Genomic DNA, 18,904 nt, shown 5'->3' with positions numbered 1-18,904 from the left:
TCAGTGCACCGTGAGCCCGCGGTCGCGGAACTGCTGGCGCACGCGGGCGACGAGCTCCGGAGTCGGCGGCTGGGTGTCCTCGAGCTCGTACCGCAGCCCGAGCGTCGTCCACTTGTCGCGACCCATCTGGTGGAACGGGAGCACCTCGACCCGGCTGACCGTCGGCAGCGTCGCCACGTAGTCCGCGACGGCGTCGACGTTCTCCGGGGCGTCGGTCAGCCCGGGCACCAGCACGAACCGCACCCAGATCTCGGTGCCGCTCGCCGCGAGCCGGCGCCCGAAGTCGAGCGTCGGCTGCAGGTCGCGGCCGGTCGTTCTCCGGTACGTCTCGGGCAGGCCCGACTTCACGTCGAGCAGCACCAGGTCGATGTCCGCCAGCATCTCGTCCGAGCAGTGCGCGCCGAGGTAGCCGGACGTGTCGATCGCGGTGTGGACGCCGAGCTCCTTGGCCCCGCGCAGCACGCGGGCGACGAACGCCGGCTGCATGAGCGGCTCTCCGCCGGAGAGGGTCAGCCCGCCGCCGGTCGCCTCGAAGATGCGCCGGTACCGCGCGACGCGGCGCAGGAGCTCGTCGGCCGACACGGGCTCGCCGCGGCGCATCTCCATGGTGTCGGGGTTGTGGCAGTACAGGCAGCGCAGCGGGCAGCCCGCCAGGAACGCCGTGAGCCGGGTCCCGGGGCCGTCCACCGCGGTGACGAGCTCCCAGGAGTGCACCGACCCGAGCTCGCCGGCCCGCATCGCGGCGAGCTTCTCGCTGCGCTCGGCGTCGCTGGCGTCCAGGCCTGCCGTGCCTGCCGACGACCGGTGGTGGGACCCGCCGACCAGCGGCCGGTCGAGCTCCACCACCGGGGCTCCCTCGGCGGTCGCCGTCAGCGTGCTGGTCATCGGCTCACACTCCGGCGTGGAACGTGCGGGACAGCACGTCGAGCTGCTGCTCACGGGTGAGCCGCACGAAGTTCACGGCGTAGCCCGACACGCGGATGGTGAGCTGCGGGTACTTCTCGGGGTGCTCCATGGCGTCCTCGAGGGTGTCCCGGTTCAGCACGTTGACGTTCAGGTGGTACCCGGAGGACACGTTGTAGGCGTCCAGGAGGCCCACCAGGTTCGCGACCTGCTCCTCACGCGTGCGGCCGAGCCCTGAGGGCACCACCGTGGAGGTGAGCGAGATGCCGTCCTGCGCCTCGGAGTACGGCAGCTTGGCCACGGACAGGGCCGAGGCGAGCATGCCGTGGGTGTCCCGCCCGTTCATCGGGTTGGCGCCCGGCGCGAACGGCTCGCCCGCGCGGCGGCCGTCCGGGGTGTTGCCGGTGGCCTTGCCGTAGACGACGTTCGACGTGATGGTCAGCACGGACTGCGTGTGCAGGGCGTCGCGGTAGGTCTTCTGCGCCCGGACCTTCTCCATGAACGACCGGACGATCTCCACGGCGATGTCGTCGGCACGGTCGTCGTCGTTGCCGTACGTCGGGAAGTCGCCCTCGGTGACGTAGTCGACGACCAGGCCGGTCTCGTCGCGGACGGGCCGCACGGTCGCGTACTTGATCGCGGAGAGCGAGTCCGCCACGACCGACAGCCCGGCGATCCCGCACGCCATGGTCCGCAGGATGTCGCGGTCGTGCAGGGCCATCTCGAGCCGCTCGTACGCGTACTTGTCGTGCATGTAGTGCACGCAGTTGAGCGCGTCGACGTAGGTCTGGGCCAGCCAGTCGAGCAGCGTGTCGTACTTCGCCGACACGTCGGCGTAGTCGAGGACGTCGCCGGTGGCCGGGGCGCTGACCGGGGCGACCTGCTTGCCGGTGATCTCGTCGCGCCCGCCGTTGATCGCGTACAGCAGGGCCTTGGCGATGTTCACGCGCGCACCGAAGAACTGCATCTGCTTGCCCACCCGCATCGGGGACACGCAGCACGCGATCGCCGCGTCGTCGCCCCAGGACTCACGGATCAGGTCGTCGGACTCGTACTGGATCGCCGAGGTGTCGATGGACACCCGCGCGCAGAACTTCTTGAAGCCCTCGGGCAGGCGCGTGCTCCACAGCACCGTCAGGTTCGGCTCGGGGGCCGGGCCCACGTTGTACAGGGTCTGCAGGAACCGGAACGAGGTCCTGGTGACCAGCGGCCGACCGTCCTCGCCCACGCCACCGATCGTCTCCGTGACCCAGGTCGGGTCGCCGGAGAACAGCTCGTCGTACTCGGGCGTGCGCAGGAACCGCACGATGCGCAGCTTGATGACGAAGTCGTCGACGAGCTCCTGGGCGAACTCCTCGGTGATCGCACCGGAGGCGAGGTCGCGCTGCAGGTAGATGTCGAGGAACGTCGAGGTCCGCCCCAGCGACATCGCGGCGCCGTTCTGCTCCTTGACCGCACCGAGGTAGGCGAAGTACAGCCACTGGACGGCCTCGCGGGCGGTCTCGGCGGGCCGGGAGATGTCGTAGCCGTAGGACGCGGCCATCTGCTTGAGCTCGGTGAGGGCGCGGATCTGCTCCGCGTTCTCCTCACGGTCGCGGATGACGTCCTCGGTCGAGCGCTCCATGTCGAGCTCGTGCCGCTCCAGGCGCTTGGCGTCGATCAGGGCGTCGACGCCGTACAGCGGCACCCGGCGGTAGTCGCCGATGATCCGGCCGCGGCCGTACGCGTCGGGCAGACCCGTGATCAGGTGCGACGAGCGGGCCGCGCGGACGTTCGGCGGGTACACGTCGAAGACGCCCTGGTTGTGCGTCTTGCGGTACGTGGTGAAGATCTTGGCGACGTCGGGGTCGACGTCGTAGCCGTAGGTCTGGAGGCTCTTCTCGACCATCCGCCAGCCGCCGTTGGGGATCATGGCGCGCTTGAGCGGGGCGTCGGTCTGCAGGCCGACGATGAGCTCCTGGTCCTTGTCGATGTAGCCGGCCGGGTGCGACACGATCGTCGACGGGGTCCTGTTGTCGATGTCGTACACGCCCTTGGCGCGCTCGGCGGGGAACATCTCGCTGAGCCTCGCCCAGATGCCGGTGGTCCGCGCGGTCGGTCCCGCGAGGAAGTCGGCGTCGCCGGTGTACGGCGTGTAGTTCCGCTGGATGAAGTCTCGGACGTCGATCCCGTCGCACCAGGGTCCGGTGACGAAGCCCTCCCACGCCTTGCTACTGACCATCGCGCCTCCTTCGCGGTTTTGCTTGGAGGCAAGGATATCGAGCAGTCATGGGATGAATCGAGGGGCGATCACCCGCGTTCTCCGAAAGCGAACGGGAGGGATACCGATGGCGTCAGTTCCCCTCGGAGCGCCCCGCGCGCCAGTACCCCATGAACGCGACGGCCTTGCGGTCCACGCCGCACTCGGTGACCAGGTGGCGCCGCAGGCTCTTGATGACCGCCGCCTCGCCGGCCAGCCAGGCGTACAGCGCGGCGTCGGAACGCAGCGCGTGGCCCTCGGCGTCGACCGGGACCTCCCACAGCATCCCCGCGTCCACGTCGACGTCCTCCAGGACGACGTCGGGGGTCGGTGCCTGACCCGGCAGCAGGCGCGCGCACGCGGCCTGGACCGCGGGGACGAGCAGCTCGCCGTGGGCGCGGCCGTCGCGGCCGTACCAGCGCACGGTCACCCCGGCGGGGGCGACCAGCGACAGGCGGTCGCCCGACAGCGGCATCTCGATCAGGGCCTCGCCGCGCGCGTCGGCGGGCAGCCGCTCGAGGATCCCCGCGATGGCCGGCAGCGCCGTCTCGTCGCCGGCGATGAGCAGACGATCCGCGTGGGCCGGCGGGATGAAGTCGACCCCGCCGTGCGGGCCGGTCGCATCGGCATTGGGACCGAGGATCACCAGGTCGTCGCCGGGCACCGCGTTCAGGGCCCAGCGCGACGCGGGCCCGAGGTCGCCGTGCAGCACGATGTCGACGTCGACCTCGCGGCGCTCCTGGCGCACACCGCGGGCCGTGTAGGTGCGGATCGGGTGGCGCCGGTCGTCGGGCATCGAGCGCCAGCGGCCGTACCAGTCGTCGCTGCCCTGGAGGCTGAGCAGCTCGTCGTAGGACGCGTGCGCCAGGGGGAGGAAGAACTTGATCCGCTGGTCGAACCCGTTGTCCGCGAAGCGGTCCAGGTCGTCGCCCGTGAACGTCACGCGCAGCACGCTCGGGCACACGGTCTGCACGGCGGCGACCTGCACCGCGAACATGCGGAAGGGCGTTGCCGGGGCCTCCACGGTGACTGTCACGTCGCCCACAGTAGAGGAAGGTGAGGCAACCCTCACCACGGTGTTCGTCACAGTGCGCTCCTTCGCGTCCGCCACAACAGGTAGATGAAGTACGGGGCGCCGATCATGGCGGTCAGCAGGCCCGCGGGGATCTGTGCCGGCGCGATGACGGAGCGCCCCAGGGTGTCCGCGACGCTGACCAGCAGCGCGCCCAGCAGCGCCGCCACGGGGATGACCCGCGTGTGGGACGAGCCGACGAGCGAGCGGGCCAGGTGCGGCGCGACGAGGCCCACGAACCCGACGACGCCGATCGCCGAGACCGCCGCCGCCGTCAGCAGGGCGGTCGCGACCAGCAGCCCCAGCCGGGTGCGCTCCAGCTGGACGCCGAGCACGCGGGCCACGTCGTCGTCCACGGCCAGCACGTCCAGGTCGCGGCGCCAGCGGACCAGCAGCGGGACCAGCACGAGCAGCGCGATCACCACCGGCCACACCTGCGTGGCCGTGCGCCCGTACGTCGAGCCCGACAGCCACGTGAGCGCCATCGTGGTGTTCCAGGGGTTGGTCAGCAGGACGAGCAGGGTGATGAGCGACGTCGCGACGGCCGAGACGCCGATGCCGACCAGGACCAGCCGGTCCGAGCTCAGACCGCGGCGGTTGGCCAGCGTGTAGACGAGCGCGAACGTGCTCAGGGCGCCGACGGCCGCGCCGAGCGACACGACCCAGAAGCCGGTACCGGGGAACAGCGCGATCGCCAGCACGGCACCGACCCCGGCCCCACCGGTGATGCCGAGCAGGCTGGGCTCGGCGAGGGGGTTGCGCGCGACGGCCTGCACCGTGGTGCCCGCCAGGCCCAGCGCGGCACCGGCGAGCACCGCGGCGAGCACCCGCGGCGTGCGCTGGTCCAGCACGAACGTCACCTGGCGCCCGCTCGCCCCGGCGAACCAGTTGGTCACGTCGCCGAGGAGCAGCAGGCGGTCGCCCAGCAGGAAGCCGGCGACGAGCGCGGCGACGACGGCCGCGACGAGCACGCCGATGACCAGCGCCGTCCGGCTCCGCGTCGCCGGGTGGGCACCGACGGACGCGGTGCTGCGCGCGGGGCCCGAGTCCCGCAGCCGCCGGGCCAGCCAGACCATCACCGAGGCGCCGAACAAGGTGGTGACGATGCCGGTGGGGATCGCGACACCGGCGACCCCGGGCACGGCCAGCCGCAGCAGGACGTCGGCGGCGAGCACGACGACGCAGCCGGCCAGCGCGGCCAGCGGAAGCAGCAGCCGGTGCCGCGAGAGGCCCGGGACGCGTCCCGCGACCAGTCGCGCGATGACCGGCGCGGTGAGCCCGACGAACCCGATCGGCCCCGCGACGGTGACCGCGAGCGCGGCGAGCAGCACGGCCAGCAGGACCGTGACGATGCGCGTGCGCTTGACGTCCAGGCCGAGCACGGACGCCGTGTCGTCGCCGAGCGCGAGCACGTCGAGCCGGCGCGACCAGATCACGAGCGCGGCCCCGGCGAGCAGCAGCACCGGCGCCGCCTGGGCCACCTTGGCGGTGCCCGACTGCACGATCGAGCCCTCGCCCCACGCGAACATCCCCATCGTCTCCTGCTCGAACAGCAGCATCAGCAGGATCGTGAGCGACGACAGGGCGAGCATCGTGGCCGAGCCCGCGAGGACCAGCCGGGTGGGCCCCTCCGCACCGCCGCGGGCGATGGCGAGCACGAGCGACGCGGCCGCGAGGCCGCCGACGAACGCGAGCACGCCGTTGACCGCGAACGGCAGGGCGAGCCCGGTGACCGCCGCGAGCACGACGGTGAAGTACGCGCCCGCGTTGACCGCGAGCGTGTCGGGCGAGGCCAGGGGGTTGCGCGCGACCGACTGCAGGGCGCTGCCGGACAGCCCCAGGGCCGCACCGACCACCAGTGCGGCCAGCACCCGCGGGGCGCGCGAGGCGACGAGCACGGCCAGCGCCTCGTCGTCCCCCGACCCGGTGAGCAGGCCGAGCAGGTCCCGTACGCCGACGTGCGAGGTGCCGAGCGTCAGGTCGACGACCGCGAGCACGGCCACGCCGACGATCGCGGCGAGGAACACCGCCACGATCCGGCCGGGCCGCGCGCTGCGCCCCCGCTCCGGCGGGGCGGCGGGGTCCGCTGCGCCGAGCGCTGCGGACCCCGCCTCTGCGACCACACTCATGCGTGCGCGCTCCCCGCCGGCTCGACCGTCAGGCCGTCAGGGCGGCGACGGTGGCGTCGATGAACACGGCCGCCGACTCCGGGCCGCCGAACATCCAGATGCCGTCGGGCAGGCGCGTGGTCTTGCCCGCGACGACGAACGGCAGCTGCTCCCAGATCGCGTTGCCGGTCAGGCCGTCCTTGAACGGGTCGCCACCCTCGGTGTCGTTGCCCACGTAGAGGAAGTGGACGTCGCCGAGCTCGGTCAAGCCCTCGACGTCGGTCTGGGCCAGGCCGTAGTCGGGGTCGCCCTCGCCGGTCCACGCGTTCGTCAGGCCGATCTCGTCGGCGACGGCGCCGAGGAAGGAGCCGGGCGTGTACATGCGGATGGACACGGCGCCGTCCGAGAGCCAGCCGTCGGCCATCGTGAAGGAGGCACCGGCGACGCCGGCCTCGTCCAGCTGTCCCTTGGCGTCCTCGACCTTGGCGTCGAACTCGTCGAGCGCGGCCTGCGCGGCGTCGGACGTGCCGGTGGCCTCGCCCAGGATCTCGATCGTGCTGCGCATCTTGCCGATCGGGTCGGACGCGTCCGAGCCGCGCAGTGCGATGACCGGGTACTCGGCCTCGATCTGCTCGATGACCTCGGCCGGCAGGTCAGTGGTGGTGACCACGAGGTCCGGCTCGAGGGCGGAGATGGCGTCCAGCGACGGCTCGCCGCGGAAGCCGACGTCGGGCGTCGACTCGTCGAGCGGCACGGACGTGTCCCACGTGTTGTAGCCCTTGACGTCGGCGGCCCCGACCGGGGTGATCCCGAGCGTGAGCAGGTTCTCCGTCAGGCCCCACTCCAGGGAGACGACCTTGGTGGCGGGTGCGTCGAGCTCGACGGTGCCGCGGTCGTCCGTGATCGTGATCGGCCCGCCGGCGGCTGCGGTGTCCGCGGGGGCCGCCTCGGCGGCGTCCTCGGTGGTGCCGCAGGCCGTCAGCAGCAGCGCGGCTGCGGCCAGGAGGGCGGGAAGGGCTGTCTTGCGCACAGGGGTGTCCTCAGAGGTCGGTGAGCGTGGGGTCTAGACGGTGGTCAGGTGGGCGCGGTGCGTGTGCTTGCCGACGGGGCGGGTGTGCACACGACCGGTGGCCTCGTCGTGCTGCACGTCGATCCGGATGCCGTAGGTCTGCGAGAGCGCCTCGGCGGTGAGCACCTCGTGCGGCGTGCCGGACCCGACCACCTCGCCGCGGCGCAGCAGCACCACGTGGTCGGCGACGGAGGCGGCCTGGTCGAGGTCGTGCAGCACGACGCCGACGGCCACGCCGTGGTCGTCGGCCAGGTCGCGCACCAGGTCGAGGATCTCCACCTGGTAGCGCAGGTCGAGGTAGGTGGTGGGCTCGTCGAGCAGGAGCACCCGGGTGTCCTGGGCGAGGCACGTGGCGAGCCAGACGCGCTGCAGCTCGCCGCCGGACAGCTCGTCGACCCCGCGCTCGGCCATCGTCTCGACGCCGGTGACCCGCATGGCCCAGGCGATCGCGCGCGGACCGTCGGCGTCGTTCTGCCGCCACCGGCCGCGGTACGGGTGCCGGCCGTAGCCGACGACGTCCCGCACGCTGACGCCCGACGGGGTCGGCCGCGACTGCGACAGCAGCGTCACCCGGCAGGCGAAGTCCTTGGCGGACAGGGTGTGGACGTCCGGGACGTCGGGCAGGCTGACGTACCCCGACGTGGGGGTGTGCAGCCGGGCGAGCGCACGCAGCAGGGTCGACTTGCCGGACCCGTTGGGGCCGATGAGCGCGGTGACCTGGCCCGGTTGCAGCCGCAGGCCCGCCGACGTCACGACGACGGTGCCGTGGTAGCCGAGGGTGAGGTCGTCGCCGCGCAGGGCGTCGCGCTCGCAGGAGGTCACACTGGTGAGGTTAGCCTCTACTAAGTAAGGGTTGGCAATGCTCGTCTTGAATGACGAACGTCACACGGTCGCCCCGAAGGCGAGGCCGAGCAGGTAGGTGGCACCGGCGGCGCCGTAGCCGATGGCCAGCTGACGCAGGGCACGCTTGGCCGGCGACCCGCCCGACAGCACCCCGACCGTCGCCCCCGTGGCCAGCAGCGCGAGGCCCACCAACCCCGACGCCCACGCCACGGCCGTCAGGCCCTCGGCACCGAGCAGGTACGGCAGGACGGGGATCGCCGCACCGGACGCGAAGAAGCAGAAGCTGGCGGCCGCCGCGCCGAACGCGGTACCGACGGACTCGTGCTCGTCGACGGCCTCCGCCTCGTGCACGGCGTCGGGGTCGCCCAGCGAGCCGAGCACCTCGTCGGCGTGGGCCTGCGCCGCCCGGGCATCCATGCCGCGCGCCCGGTAGACGAGGGCCAGCTCGTTGGCGTCCACGTCCAGGTACGGCAGGGCCGCCCGGGCGGCCGGACCGGGCCGGGACGCCTCGAGCAGCTCGCGCTGCGAGCGCACCGACACGTACTCCCCGGCACCCATCGACAGCGCGCCTGCCAGCAGCCCGGCCAGCCCGGTGAGCAGCACGGTGGCGTTGGACGCGCCGCTCGCCCCGATGCCGAGGACCAGCGCGAGGTTGCTGACCAGCCCGTCGTTGGCACCGAACACGGCGGCGCGGAACGTCCCCGAGATCCGGTTGCGCCCCCGGGTGGCCAGGCCGCGGACGACCTCCTCGTGGATGGCCTCGTCGGCCGCCATCGACGCCGTCGCATCGGCGTCGTCGTCGTACCCGGACCGCGCCTCCGCGCGCTGCGCCAGGGCGAGGACGAAGACCGACCCGAACCGTCGGGCGAGCGCGCCCAGGAGGCGGGTCCGCAGGTCTCCGCTGCGCGGCCGGCCGACATCGTCGCCCAGCAGGTCCAGCCAGTGCTGCTCGTGCCGGCGCTCGGCCTCGGCGAGCGCGAGCAGGATCTCGCGCTCCTCCCCGGTGCGCCGGGACGCGATGTCGCGGTAGACGTCACCCTCGGCCCGCTCGTCGGCGAGGTACTGCCGCCACCGACGGACCTGGCTCCGCGACGGGGTGTGGCGCGCGCTCGGTGTGGTCTGCACGCCCCCATCGTCCCAGCCGCTCAGCACGAACTTGTGCCCAAGACGCGTGTTCAGGTTGCCGAATCGCCCGTTGTGCAGAACCGTGGCTGACGCCGAGGGAAGCCCCAGGTCTTCGTCGTTCCCGCTTCGCCCACCGGAAGGCCACCGATGTATGCCGAGACGGCCGTATCGCCCGCACTCTCCGCGATAGCGCCTGCGCGCCACTGGGCCCGCGACCGCCTCGCCGAGGCGGGAGTCGACGACGGCCACCTCGACCTGCTGGTCCTGCTGGTGAGCGAGCTCGTGACCAACGCCGTCGCGCACGCCGACCCGCCCGTGGTGCTGCGCGTGCACGTCGACGACGAGCGGACTCGCGTCGAGGTCACCGACGGCGCCCGTGAGGTGCCTGTGGTGCGCGACCCCCCGGCCACCGCCCTCGGCGGTCGCGGCGTGATGTTCATCGACCGTCTGGCCAGCAGCTGGGGCACGTGCGAGGAGGAGGGCGAGGCGGCCAAGGCGGTCTGGTTCGAGATGCGCCACGCGGACGTCGACGAGGTCCGCCGGGTCAGCGAGAGCTGACGCTCTCGGCGCGTCCTCGTGACGAGATCTCCTGCCAGAGGGGCCCGGACACGAGCCAGCCCACGAGCACGATCGACGCGCGGCCAGCCCACCCCAGCAGGACCTCGCGCTGCTCCGGCTCCGTCGCGATGAGCATGAGCACGGCCAGCACGCCGCAGGCCACCCCCCACGCGACAACCACCCGGCCCCACAGCCGCCACTCGTAGCTGCGCGACGCGGCACCCGTGCGCGGGCGCGGCTCCGGCGCCGGCCCGCCCGCGAAGCGGTGGGCGACCCAGGCGTCGACCGTGTGCACGGTGAGCTTGCCGAAGCCGACCGTGAAGCCCAGGTACAGGGCCGCCAGGCCGTGCGTCCACGTGGGCTCGGCACCACGCAGCAGGTCCCCGACGGTGGCGACGAGCAGGATGACCTCCAGCAGCGGCTCGCACAGCAGGAGGACCGTGGAGGTCCGGCGCAGGTGAAGGGCGTACCGCGCGACGACGGCGGCGGCGAGGAACACCCAGAAGGCGACCTCGCACGCGACGACCAGGGCGGCGACGGGGTTCTGCGTGATGGCGTCGATCATGCGTCCAGCCTCGGTGCGTCCGCGCACGGGCACGTCGGGCGTTGGCCGCACCAGCGCGTACCTCCTTCGGACGACCTCGGCGCCTCGACGGTGTGCTGGGATGACGGGATGGGACGACTGCGCGCCGCGATGCAGGACGACCGCGTGGTCGCCGCCTCGCTGGTCCTGCTCGGCGTCGTCCTGGCGATGCTGGGCCTGTCCGGTAACCCGCCCGCGACCCTCACCGGAACCGCGATCGACCGCTACGCCGTCTGGTGGCACCTGCTGATCCTGGTGGCGTCGGCGTCGATGCTCCTGGCCAAGCGGAAGCACCCCGTGCTGACCGTGGTCGTCGTGGCGGTGCTCTCCGCGGTCGACGGGTACCTCGGCGGCGGCATCGCGATCTTCGTCGTGCTGTTCGACGCCCTGTACACCGCTGCTCTGGTCACCGGCCCGGTCGTGCGGCGCCGGATCATCTGGGTGGTGGCGATCGTCAGCGTCGGTGGGCCGGTCGCCCTCGTCGTGGCCGGGGGCGCGCTCCGGGATGCCGTGGTGCTGTTCCTGCAGGCGGTCGCGCTGTACGGCACGCCCCTGTGGTGGGCCTCGGACGTGCGGCAGCGCACCGAGCTGGCGGAGCTCGAGAGCCGGCGCGCCGACCTGGAGCGGGAGCGTGCCGACCTGGCTCGCGAGGTGGCCGCCGACGCGATCCGCATCGCCGAGCTCGATCTGGAGTCGGCGATCCGCGAGGAGCGGGCGCGGATGGCACGGGACCTGCACGACGTCGTCGCGGGGCACCTGTCGGCGGTCGCGATCCACACCGCGGCCACCCTGTCCGCGCCGGCCGACACCGAACGCGACCGGGCCACCCTGCGCACCGTCCGCGCAGGTGCGCTGGACGCGCTGTCGGAGATGCGCTCGATGATCCTGGTGCTGCGCGGCCGGCCCGACCCCGTCACGGCGCCCGCCGGCCTGGCCCGCCTCGACGCCCTGGTCGCCGCCGCGCGGTCCACCGGGCAGGAGGTCGCGGTGGTCGGCACCGCCCCGACCCCCCTGCCGGCCGCGACCGACCACGCCGCCTTCCGGATCGTGCAGGAGTCGCTGACCAACGCCGCCCGGCACGCCCCGGGAGCCCCGGTGGAGATCGCCGTGGGCGGGCAGGAGCGTGTGGAGGTCGTCGTGACCAACGCCCTGAAGCCGTCCCGTGCCACCCCTCCGCTGAGCGCCGCCACCGGCCTGCTCGTCATGCGGGAGCGTGCCGAGGCGCTGGGCGGGACGCTCGCCGCCGGACCGTCGGACGGCCGGTGGGTCGTGCGGGCCACGTTGCCGAAGGTGGTCTCGTGACCGACGTGCGAGTCCTGCTGGCCGACGACCACGGCGCCATCCGGGCGGGCCTGCGGCTCATGCTCGAGAGCGCCGACGGGATCACCGTGGTGGGCGAGGCGTCCGACGGCGCCGTGGCCGTGGCGAACGCCCGCGCGCTGCGGCCCGACGTGGTGCTCATGGACATCCGGATGCCCGGCATGGACGGCATCGAGGCCACCCGGGCGATCGTCTCCGAGGGCCTCGCCGACGTGCTCGCCCTGACCACCTTCGACCTCGACGAGTACGTGCGTGGCGTGCTGGCGGCCGGCGCCGTCGGGTTCCTGCTCAAGACCGTCGGGGCCGCCGAGCTGGTCGACGCCGTCCGGCGCGTCGCCGCCGGGGACGGCGTGCTGGCCCCCGAGGTGACCCGCCGCCTGCTCGCCGACCTCGTCGCCGCGCAGGTGAGGCCACGCGCGCCCACGGCCGGGCTCGACGAGCTCACCCCCCGCGAGCGCGACGTGCTCGCCTGCCTGGGCGCCGGGATGTCGAACGCCGAGATCGGCCGGGCGCTGGACATCACGGAGGCCACGACGAAGACGCACGTCACGCGCGTGCTCGCCAAGCTCGGCTGCGACTCGCGCCTGCAGGCAGCCCTGCTGGCGGTCGACGCGGGCGTGGTCCGGGACTGATCCCCGGCTTCTGCGGCTCAACGCGAAGACTTGGTCCTGCCCGGCAGGACGATGTCTTCGCGTTGTCGCGCCCTGCGCCCTACCGCGGCTCAGTCCTCCCAGGGAGGGGTGTCGTCGAGCTTCGTGTAGTACTTCGCCAGGTGGCTCTTGATGCGCATCCGGTCCTTGTCCGGGACGTCGACCCCGCCGCGCGAGCCCTGCATCACGGCGGCGGCAGCGAAGACCCCGCGCGGGACCGCCGTCAGCTTCCCGTCGACGACATCGGCGATGAGCAGCTTGTACGCGGTGAAGTTGTCCTTCGAGTCGGCGTCGTACCAGACGTGCGCGTCCCGGTACTTCTCGTTCGGCTCGTCCTGCGCCCCGGCCCAGGCGCGGACGCGCTTCTCGGCGGCGGCGCCGTCCCACTCGCGGTCGCGGTCGGCGAGCGGGAGGTCGCCGAATGCGGTGACAGCCATGTGCGGTCCTCTCAGTCGCTGGGTGCTGCGGCGCGGAGCTTCTCGAGCAGCGGACCGGCGGCCGTCGACAGGAACTCCTCCTGGCGCTCGTCGCCGACCTGCACGAGCGCGATGTCGGTGAACCCCGCCTCCCAGTACGCGGAGACCGCCTCGACGACGGCGTCCAGGTCCGGCCCGCAGGGGATCTGGTCGGCGACGTCCTCGGGTCGCACGAACTGGCTCGCGGCCTCGAACGCCTCCGTCGTCGGCAGGTCGGCGTTGACCTTCCAGCCGCCCGCGAACCAGCGGAACTGCTCGTGCGCCCGGGCGATCGCGGCGTCCTCGTCGGGGTCCCAGCTGATCGGGATCTGGCCGATCTTGCGCGACACCGGCAGCGCGTGGCCGCGCGCGTCGTCCCAGGCCTGGATCGCGTCGGCGTCGGGCTCGACGGCCACCAGGTGGTCCACCAGCTGGGAGAACCGCTGGATCGAGGCCGGGCCGGAGATCGCCGCACCGATCTGGATCGGCTCGTCGGGCAGGTCCCACACCTTGGCGGAGTCCACCTGGAAGAAGTCGCCCGTGTAGTTCACGCGGTCGCCGGTGAGCAGCTCGCGGATGATCTCGACGGCCTCCTCGAGCATGTCGTGACGCTCCGCGACCGCGGGCCAGCGCTCACCGACGACGTGCTCGTTGAGGTTCTCCCCCGCGCCGACGTTGAGCTGGAACCGACCGTCGGAGAGCACCCCGAGCGTCGCGGCCTTCTGCGCGACGACGGCTGGGTGGTACCGGATGGTCGGGCAGGTCACGTAGGTCATGAGCTCCACGCGCTCGGTCGCCTGGGCGACGGCACCCAGCAGCGTCCACGCGTGCGGCGCATGACCCTGGGCGTCGAGCCAGGGGAAGTAGTGGTCGCTGGACACCTCGAAGTCGAACCCGAGGCGCTCGGCGGCGATCGCGTACCGGACCAGGTCCTTCGGTCCGGACTGCTCGGTCATGAGGGTGTAGCCGAAACGGGTCACGGACAGACCGTTACACCGGTGACGCCAGTCCGCATCCGCTACGCGTCCGCCCAGGCCTCCCGTGCCGCGCGGACCGTCGCGCCGGTGCGGCCCGCCTCCTCGATCGCGAGGCCCAGCAGGTGGTCCTGGCAGCCGTCCGCGAGCGGGTACGGCGGCGGGCCGTCGCCGCGCACCCAGGAGCCCATGGCGTCGATCAACGACGCGACGGCGATGTCGTCGTCGGCCAGCCGCGCCCCCTCGAACCGGTTCCGGTACACGACCCGTCCGTCGTGGCTCAGGTGCTCCAGGTCGAACCCGTCCAGGTTCTGCTCGATCCCGCTGACCCGACGCACGATCGGCGAGCTGAGGACCGTGCGCTCGTCCACCCAGCGCGTCACCGTGTCGTCGACGATCTCGCCGTGCGAGCCACGGATGACGATGCGGTTGGTGCGCAGCGGGTTGTGCCACTGGTTGTCGGTGAAGTCGTAGAGCGCGCTGCGGCCGTGGCCGAAGTCCAGCGTCGCGAGGATGTTCCAGGCGTCCACCGCCTCGGTCGCGCCGGTCCAGCCGTCGCGTCCGCGGGGGCCGACGAGCGGGGCCGTGAACACCGAGGCACGCACGTCGACGTCACCGCGTCCGGCCCCGAGCAGCCGGCGCATGAGCCCCACCGCGTGGTACAGGTGCGTCGAGGAGACCTGCACGCTCGTGGGCGTCCCGATCAGGCCGTGGTCGACCACCGCGATCCGCGCCGCGTGCGACGGCATCGACAGGCTGTGCTCGGCCACCTGCACGAGCCCGGTCGCGCCGACCTCGGCCCACAGCTCGCGCAGACCATCCACGTCGGGCGCCGGCGGGGTCTCGGCCAGCACCGGGATGCCGAGCGCCACCAGCTCTGCGGTCGCCTCGGGCGTCACGGGCCACGGGACGGAGACGACGACGAACTCCGGGCGGTCCGTGGTCGGTCCGACGGCGGTGACCAGCTCCTCGATGGTGCGGACCGTCGGCACGCCCCACTCGCGCTCCACCTGCGCACCGCGCTCCGCCGCGCGCGTCACCACGCCGACGCACTGGAACCGCTCGGGCATCAGCCGTGCCATGCGGACGAAGAACTCCGCCCGCCAGCCGCTGCCGACCACGCCGAACCTGATGGGTGCGTGCTGGCTCATGAACCGTCCTCGTCATCGTCGTCGGGCGAATCGACCGAGCGTAACCACGGCATGCGGACATCGTTGCGCCCGGGCACGCCGACGTCCTCGCACGCGCCGATTCGGCGTCGTCAGAGGGATGCCGGCCTGGGCCCGCTCTTTGCTTCTCCGAACGGGCTGTGAAAACCTCAGCGCCCCGTTGCGGCGCCCTGCCGTGACCGAGCGAGGGACGAGACATGACCCACGGCGAGAAAACCGCGATCGTGGCCGGCGCGTTGGCGATGGTGATCGGGCTGGTGACCGGCTTGACGCCGGCGGCCTCGATCGGCGCGCTCGTGATGCTCATCGGAGCGCTGACGGTCGTGCTGCGCCTGGCGTTCGCCATGGTCGCGCGCCACCGCGGGATCACCCCCGAGGGCTGATCCTCGGCGTCAGTCCGCGGTCACCTCGGTGACCTGGCCGTCCTCGACGTGCCAGCGGCGGGTCAGCCGGACGGTGTCCAGCATCCGGCGGTCGTGCGTGACCAGCAGGATCGTCCCCTCGAAGCTGTCCAGCGCGGACTCCAGCTGCTCGATCGCCGGCAGGTCCAGGTGGTTGGTCGGCTCGTCGAGGACCAGCAGGTTGACGCCGCGGGCCTGCAGCAGCGCGAGGGCCGCGCGGGTCCGCTCACCGGGCGACTGCGAGGACGCCGGCCGGTGGATGTGGTGCCCGCCGAGGCCGAACTTGGCCAGCAGCGTGCGGACGTCGGCGGTCGGCCAGTCGGGGACCTCCCGGGAGAACGCGTCGACCAGGGGCTCGTCGCCCTCGAACGCGCGCCGCGCCTGGTCCACCTCGCCGACGAGCACGCCGGACCCGAGGTCCACCGTGCCGGACGTCGGCTCCAGGCGGCCCAGCAGCAGGGCGAGCAGCGTGGACTTGCCGGCGCCGTTGGGCCCGGTGACCGCGACGCGGTCCTTCCAGGCCAGCTGGAGGTCGACCGGCCCGAGCGTGAACTCGCCACGGGTCAGCACCGCGTTGCGCGCGACCGCGACGATCGCACCCGACCGAGCGGCCGTGGCGATGCTCATCTGGAGCTGCCACTCCTTGCGCGGCTCCTCGATCACGTCCAGGCGGGCGATCATCTTGTCGGTCTGCCGGGCCTTCGCGGCCTGCTTCTCGGACGTCTCGCCGCGGTGGTGCTTCACGAACTTGTCGTTGTCGGAGGCCTTCCGGCGGGCGTTGCGGACACCCTTCTCCATCCACGCGCGCTGCATGCGGGCGCGGGCGTTCAGGGCGTCGAGCCGCGACGCGTAGCCCTCGTACGCCTCGCGCGCCCGGCGCCGGGCGATCGAGCGCTCCTCCAGGTACGAGTCGTAGCTGCCGCCGTAGGTGGAGACGCGCTGCAGGCTGCGGTCGATCTCGACGACGGCCGTGACCGTGCGGCTCAGGAACTCGCGGTCGTGGCTGACGACCACGATGGCGGCCTCCGACCGCACGACGAAATCCTCCAGCAGGTCCAGGCCGGCCGCGTCCAGGTCGTTGGTCGGCTCGTCCAGCAGGTACAGGTCGTACCGCGAGAGGAGCAGCGCCGCCAGACCCACGCGCGCCGCCTGCCCGCCGGACAGCGCGGTCATCGGGTGGTCGAGGTCGACGGTCAGCCCGAGGTCGTCGGCCACCGTGCCGAGCCGCGCCTCGAGGTCGGCGCCACCGAGCGCGAGCCAGCGTTCGAGCGCCTCGGCGTAGACGTCGTCGGCTCCCTCCTCGCCGGCGCCGAACGCGTCGGCGGCCCGGTCGAGCTCGCGCTGCGCGTCGGCCACGCCGGTCCGGCGCTCCAGGTGCGCCCGCACGGACTCGCCGTCGACGCGCTCGATCTCCTGCGCCAGGTAGCCCAGCTGCGCGTGCGCCGGTGACACAGAGACGCTGCCCGTGTCGGGCTGGCGGCGGCCGCCGAGGATCTGCAGGAGCGTCGACTTGCCGGCGCCGTTGGGCCCGACGAGGCCGACGACGTCGCCGGGCGCGACGACGAGGTCGACACCGGAGAACAGCTCACGATCGCCGAAGCCGGCCCCGACACCCTTGGCCTGAACGGTTGCGGTCATGCGGTCATTCTCCTTGCTCGGGGGCGGCACATCGCCTCGCCGTCGGAACCAGCCGCTCCTCGTGCCCGAGTGACTGGTGGGGCGCTCGAGGCGACTCACCCGTCACGCCGGCCTCGCCAGTCACAGGAGCGGCTGGATTCGATACCGCTCGGAGCGGTCAGGACTCCGCGAGCGCCGCGCGCAGGCCGTCGACCAGAGGCGTCGTCGGGCGGCCGATGAGGGTGCGCAGGTCCGACGTCGCGTCGGCCAGGTCGCCCCGGGCGATGTCGGCGTCGAGGGCCGCGACGAACCCGGCGGTGCCCTCGTCGAGACCCGCGCCGACCAGGATCGCGCGGTGCTCCTCGGAGGAGACCCGCTTGGCGACGACGGGCACCCCGAGCACCGTCGAGGCCGCCTCGGCGAGGTCGTCGAACGACCAGGCGACGTCACCGGACAGCTCGTACACGCGGCCGTCGTGCTCGCCGCCCAGCAGCACCGCCGCAGCCCCCGCGGCGAAGTCGTCGCGGGTCGCGCTGGCGACGCGCCCGTCGCCGGCGCTGGTCAGGATCACGCCGGTGCTCCGTGCCTGGTGCAGCGTGCCGACGTAGTTTTCGGTGTACCAGTTGTTGCGCAGGACGGTCCACGCGAGACCCGATGCGCGCAGGAGCTCCTCGGTCGCCTTGTGCTCCGGTGCGAGGACGAGGCCGGTGGTGTCGGCGTGCGGCGCGCTCGTGTAGACGACGCGGCGGACCCCGGCGGCCTTCGCGGCGTCGATGACCCGTCCGTGCTGGGCGACCCGCTGACCGACCTCGCTGCCCGAGACGAGCAGGACGGTCTCGGCCCCGGCGAACGCCGTCTCCAGCGACGCCGGGTCGTCGTAGTCCACCGTCGCCGTGCGGGTGCCGAGGTCCTCGAGCCGCTCGGTCCGCCGCCCTCCGGCGACGACCTGGTCGGCGGGCATCCCGCCCGCGAGGAGGTGCTGCACGACGAGACGGCCGAGGTGCCCGCTGGCACCGGTGACGACGACGGACATGACGGGGTTCCTCTCAGCGGGTCCTGCTGCTTCTTCGAGGCAACCGAACGGCTGCCCGGAACCTTCCCGTCGAGCAGCCCTTTCTGAGCGCCGATCCCGCGTGCCACGGTGGTCACCACCCGTCGCGACCGGTCAGGGGGCCGTCTTGGACGTCGTCGTCGCGCTGTTCCGGTTCGCCGTCGCCGCGCTCGCCCTCATCGGCACGCAGGAGATCTGGCTGCGCGGGCAGCTGGACGGGTTGCTGTACTTCACCAACCAGTCGGGCCTGCTGCTCGCCGTGGTGATGATCTGGGGCGGCATCGCGTCGCTGCGGCACCGGGCGCAGCCCCCCGGCTGGCTCAAGGGCGGCGTCACGCTGTTCCTGCTGATCACGGGCCTGGTCGCGACCTTCGTGCTGGCACCCGAGGGGGCGGATGCCCCCAGCGTGGCGTTCGGGCTCACGTCGGGCCAGATCGAGCACCAGATCGACCCGGTCGCCGCCTTCCTCGACTTCCTGCTCGTCGACGCCCACCACCGGCTGCGCCTGCGCCACTCGCTGTACTGGCTCGGCTACCTGCTCGCGTACGTCGCGCTCGTGACCGTCCGCGGGCTGGGCTGGCCCGACCTGGCATACCCGTACGGCTTCGTCGACCGCGGCGAGCTCGGCTGGGGCGGGCTGGGCCTGAACGTCCTGCTGTACGGCGCCGGGTTCTGGGTGCTCGGGCTGGTCATCATCGGCATCGACCGGCTGCTGCCCGCCCGCGCGCTGGTCGGCTCCGCCGGACGGGTCCGGGTTCCCGCCTGAC

General features: G+C 72.8%; 18 protein-coding genes. 5 read left to right on the top strand and 13 right to left on the bottom strand.

Going from position 1 to position 18,904, the window contains the following annotated elements; genetic code table 11:
- The 7 genes from pflA to KG102_RS00730 all read right to left on the bottom strand — a co-directional run bounded on the left by pflA (position 1) and on the right by KG102_RS00730 (position 9,359).
- Entirely contained in the window at positions 1-885 is an 885-nt protein-coding gene (pflA, locus tag KG102_RS00760) for a pyruvate formate-lyase-activating protein (protein WP_208289712.1), read from the bottom strand.
- A 4-nt stretch (positions 886-889) separates the two neighbouring features.
- On the bottom strand, positions 890-3,124 hold the full coding sequence (gene pflB / locus KG102_RS00755) for a formate C-acetyltransferase (RefSeq protein ID WP_208289713.1): 2,235 nt from the start codon (positions 3,122-3,124) through the stop codon (positions 890-892).
- Positions 3,125-3,236: 112 nt separating this feature from the next.
- A complete protein-coding gene (locus KG102_RS00750; RefSeq protein WP_208211163.1) occupies positions 3,237-4,139 on the bottom strand; it encodes a siderophore-interacting protein in 903 nt (300 codons plus the stop codon).
- A gap of 86 nt (positions 4,140-4,225) precedes the next feature.
- Positions 4,226-6,343 carry an iron ABC transporter permease gene (locus KG102_RS00745; RefSeq protein WP_208289714.1) on the bottom strand — a complete coding sequence of 706 codons (2,118 nt, stop codon included), beginning with the start codon at positions 6,341-6,343 and terminating at the stop codon, positions 4,226-4,228.
- 28 nt (positions 6,344-6,371) lie between these two features.
- Positions 6,372-7,352 carry an ABC transporter substrate-binding protein gene (locus KG102_RS00740; protein WP_208289715.1) on the bottom strand — a complete coding sequence of 327 codons (981 nt, stop codon included), beginning with the start codon at positions 7,350-7,352 and terminating at the stop codon, positions 6,372-6,374.
- Between the two features lie 33 nt (positions 7,353-7,385).
- Positions 7,386-8,213, bottom strand: coding sequence for an ABC transporter ATP-binding protein (locus KG102_RS00735; protein ID WP_208289716.1), 828 nt, complete (start codon positions 8,211-8,213; stop codon positions 7,386-7,388).
- 60 nt (positions 8,214-8,273) lie between these two features.
- Positions 8,274-9,359 carry a VIT1/CCC1 transporter family protein gene (locus tag KG102_RS00730; protein ID WP_208210403.1) on the bottom strand — a complete coding sequence of 362 codons (1,086 nt, stop codon included), beginning with the start codon at positions 9,357-9,359 and terminating at the stop codon, positions 8,274-8,276.
- A 147-nt stretch (positions 9,360-9,506) separates the two neighbouring features.
- Here KG102_RS00730 and KG102_RS00725 point away from each other — a divergent pair, with 147 nt between their 5' ends.
- A complete protein-coding gene (locus KG102_RS00725; protein WP_208210405.1) occupies positions 9,507-9,917 on the top strand; it encodes an ATP-binding protein in 411 nt (136 codons plus the stop codon).
- Here the strand turns inward: KG102_RS00725 and KG102_RS00720 are convergent.
- A complete protein-coding gene (locus KG102_RS00720) occupies positions 9,904-10,482 on the bottom strand; it encodes a hypothetical protein (RefSeq protein WP_208210406.1) in 579 nt (192 codons plus the stop codon). The genes KG102_RS00725 and KG102_RS00720 overlap by 14 nt on opposite strands.
- A gap of 108 nt (positions 10,483-10,590) precedes the next feature.
- On the opposite strand from KG102_RS00720, the gene KG102_RS00715 reads away from it, so the two are divergent.
- Complete coding sequence (locus tag KG102_RS00715) at positions 10,591-11,802, top strand: sensor histidine kinase (protein WP_208289717.1); 1,212 nt, start codon at positions 10,591-10,593, stop codon at positions 11,800-11,802.
- A complete protein-coding gene (locus tag KG102_RS00710) occupies positions 11,799-12,452 on the top strand; it encodes a response regulator (RefSeq protein WP_256440396.1) in 654 nt (217 codons plus the stop codon). The genes KG102_RS00715 and KG102_RS00710 overlap by 4 nt, the downstream gene beginning before the upstream one ends.
- An 89-nt stretch (positions 12,453-12,541) precedes the next feature.
- Here the strand turns inward: KG102_RS00710 and KG102_RS00705 are convergent, their stop codons facing one another.
- Genes KG102_RS00705 through KG102_RS00695 form a run of 3 tightly spaced genes read right to left on the bottom strand, consistent with a single transcriptional unit; the run spans position 12,542 to position 15,050 of the window.
- Positions 12,542-12,907 (bottom strand): hypothetical protein, encoded by a 366-nt coding sequence (locus tag KG102_RS00705; protein WP_208289718.1) that lies wholly within the window; start codon positions 12,905-12,907, stop codon positions 12,542-12,544.
- 11 nt (positions 12,908-12,918) lie between these two features.
- Complete coding sequence (locus KG102_RS00700) at positions 12,919-13,905, bottom strand: TIGR03557 family F420-dependent LLM class oxidoreductase (RefSeq protein WP_208289719.1); 987 nt, start codon at positions 13,903-13,905, stop codon at positions 12,919-12,921.
- A 38-nt stretch (positions 13,906-13,943) separates the two neighbouring features.
- Positions 13,944-15,050, bottom strand: a complete 1,107-nt coding sequence (locus KG102_RS00695; protein WP_208210417.1) for a Gfo/Idh/MocA family protein — start codon at positions 15,048-15,050, stop codon at positions 13,944-13,946.
- Between the two features lie 215 nt (positions 15,051-15,265).
- Here KG102_RS00695 and KG102_RS00690 point away from each other — a divergent pair, with 215 nt between their 5' ends.
- Positions 15,266-15,451, top strand: coding sequence for a hypothetical protein (locus KG102_RS00690; RefSeq protein ID WP_208289720.1), 186 nt, complete (start codon positions 15,266-15,268; stop codon positions 15,449-15,451).
- 9 nt (positions 15,452-15,460) lie between these two features.
- Here KG102_RS00690 and KG102_RS00685 read toward each other — a convergent pair whose 3' ends face one another.
- Positions 15,461-17,107, bottom strand: coding sequence for an ABC-F family ATP-binding cassette domain-containing protein (locus tag KG102_RS00685; protein WP_208210418.1), 1,647 nt, complete (start codon positions 17,105-17,107; stop codon positions 15,461-15,463).
- Positions 17,108-17,264: 157 nt separating this feature from the next.
- Entirely contained in the window at positions 17,265-18,119 is an 855-nt protein-coding gene (locus KG102_RS00680) for an SDR family oxidoreductase (protein ID WP_208289721.1), read from the bottom strand.
- A 145-nt stretch (positions 18,120-18,264) separates the two neighbouring features.
- On the opposite strand from KG102_RS00680, the gene KG102_RS00675 reads away from it, so the two are divergent.
- The gene (locus tag KG102_RS00675) at positions 18,265-18,903 is read left to right on the top strand and encodes a Pr6Pr family membrane protein (protein ID WP_208289722.1); all 639 of its coding nucleotides are present in this window, start codon (positions 18,265-18,267) and stop codon (positions 18,901-18,903) included.
- The last annotated feature ends 1 nt before the right edge of the window (position 18,904 follow it).

The sequence above is a fragment of the Cellulomonas fengjieae genome, assembly GCF_018388465.1.
GTDB lineage: Bacteria > Actinomycetota > Actinomycetes > Actinomycetales > Cellulomonadaceae > Cellulomonas > Cellulomonas fengjieae.
This window is presented reverse-complemented; position numbering and strand designations above follow the sequence as displayed.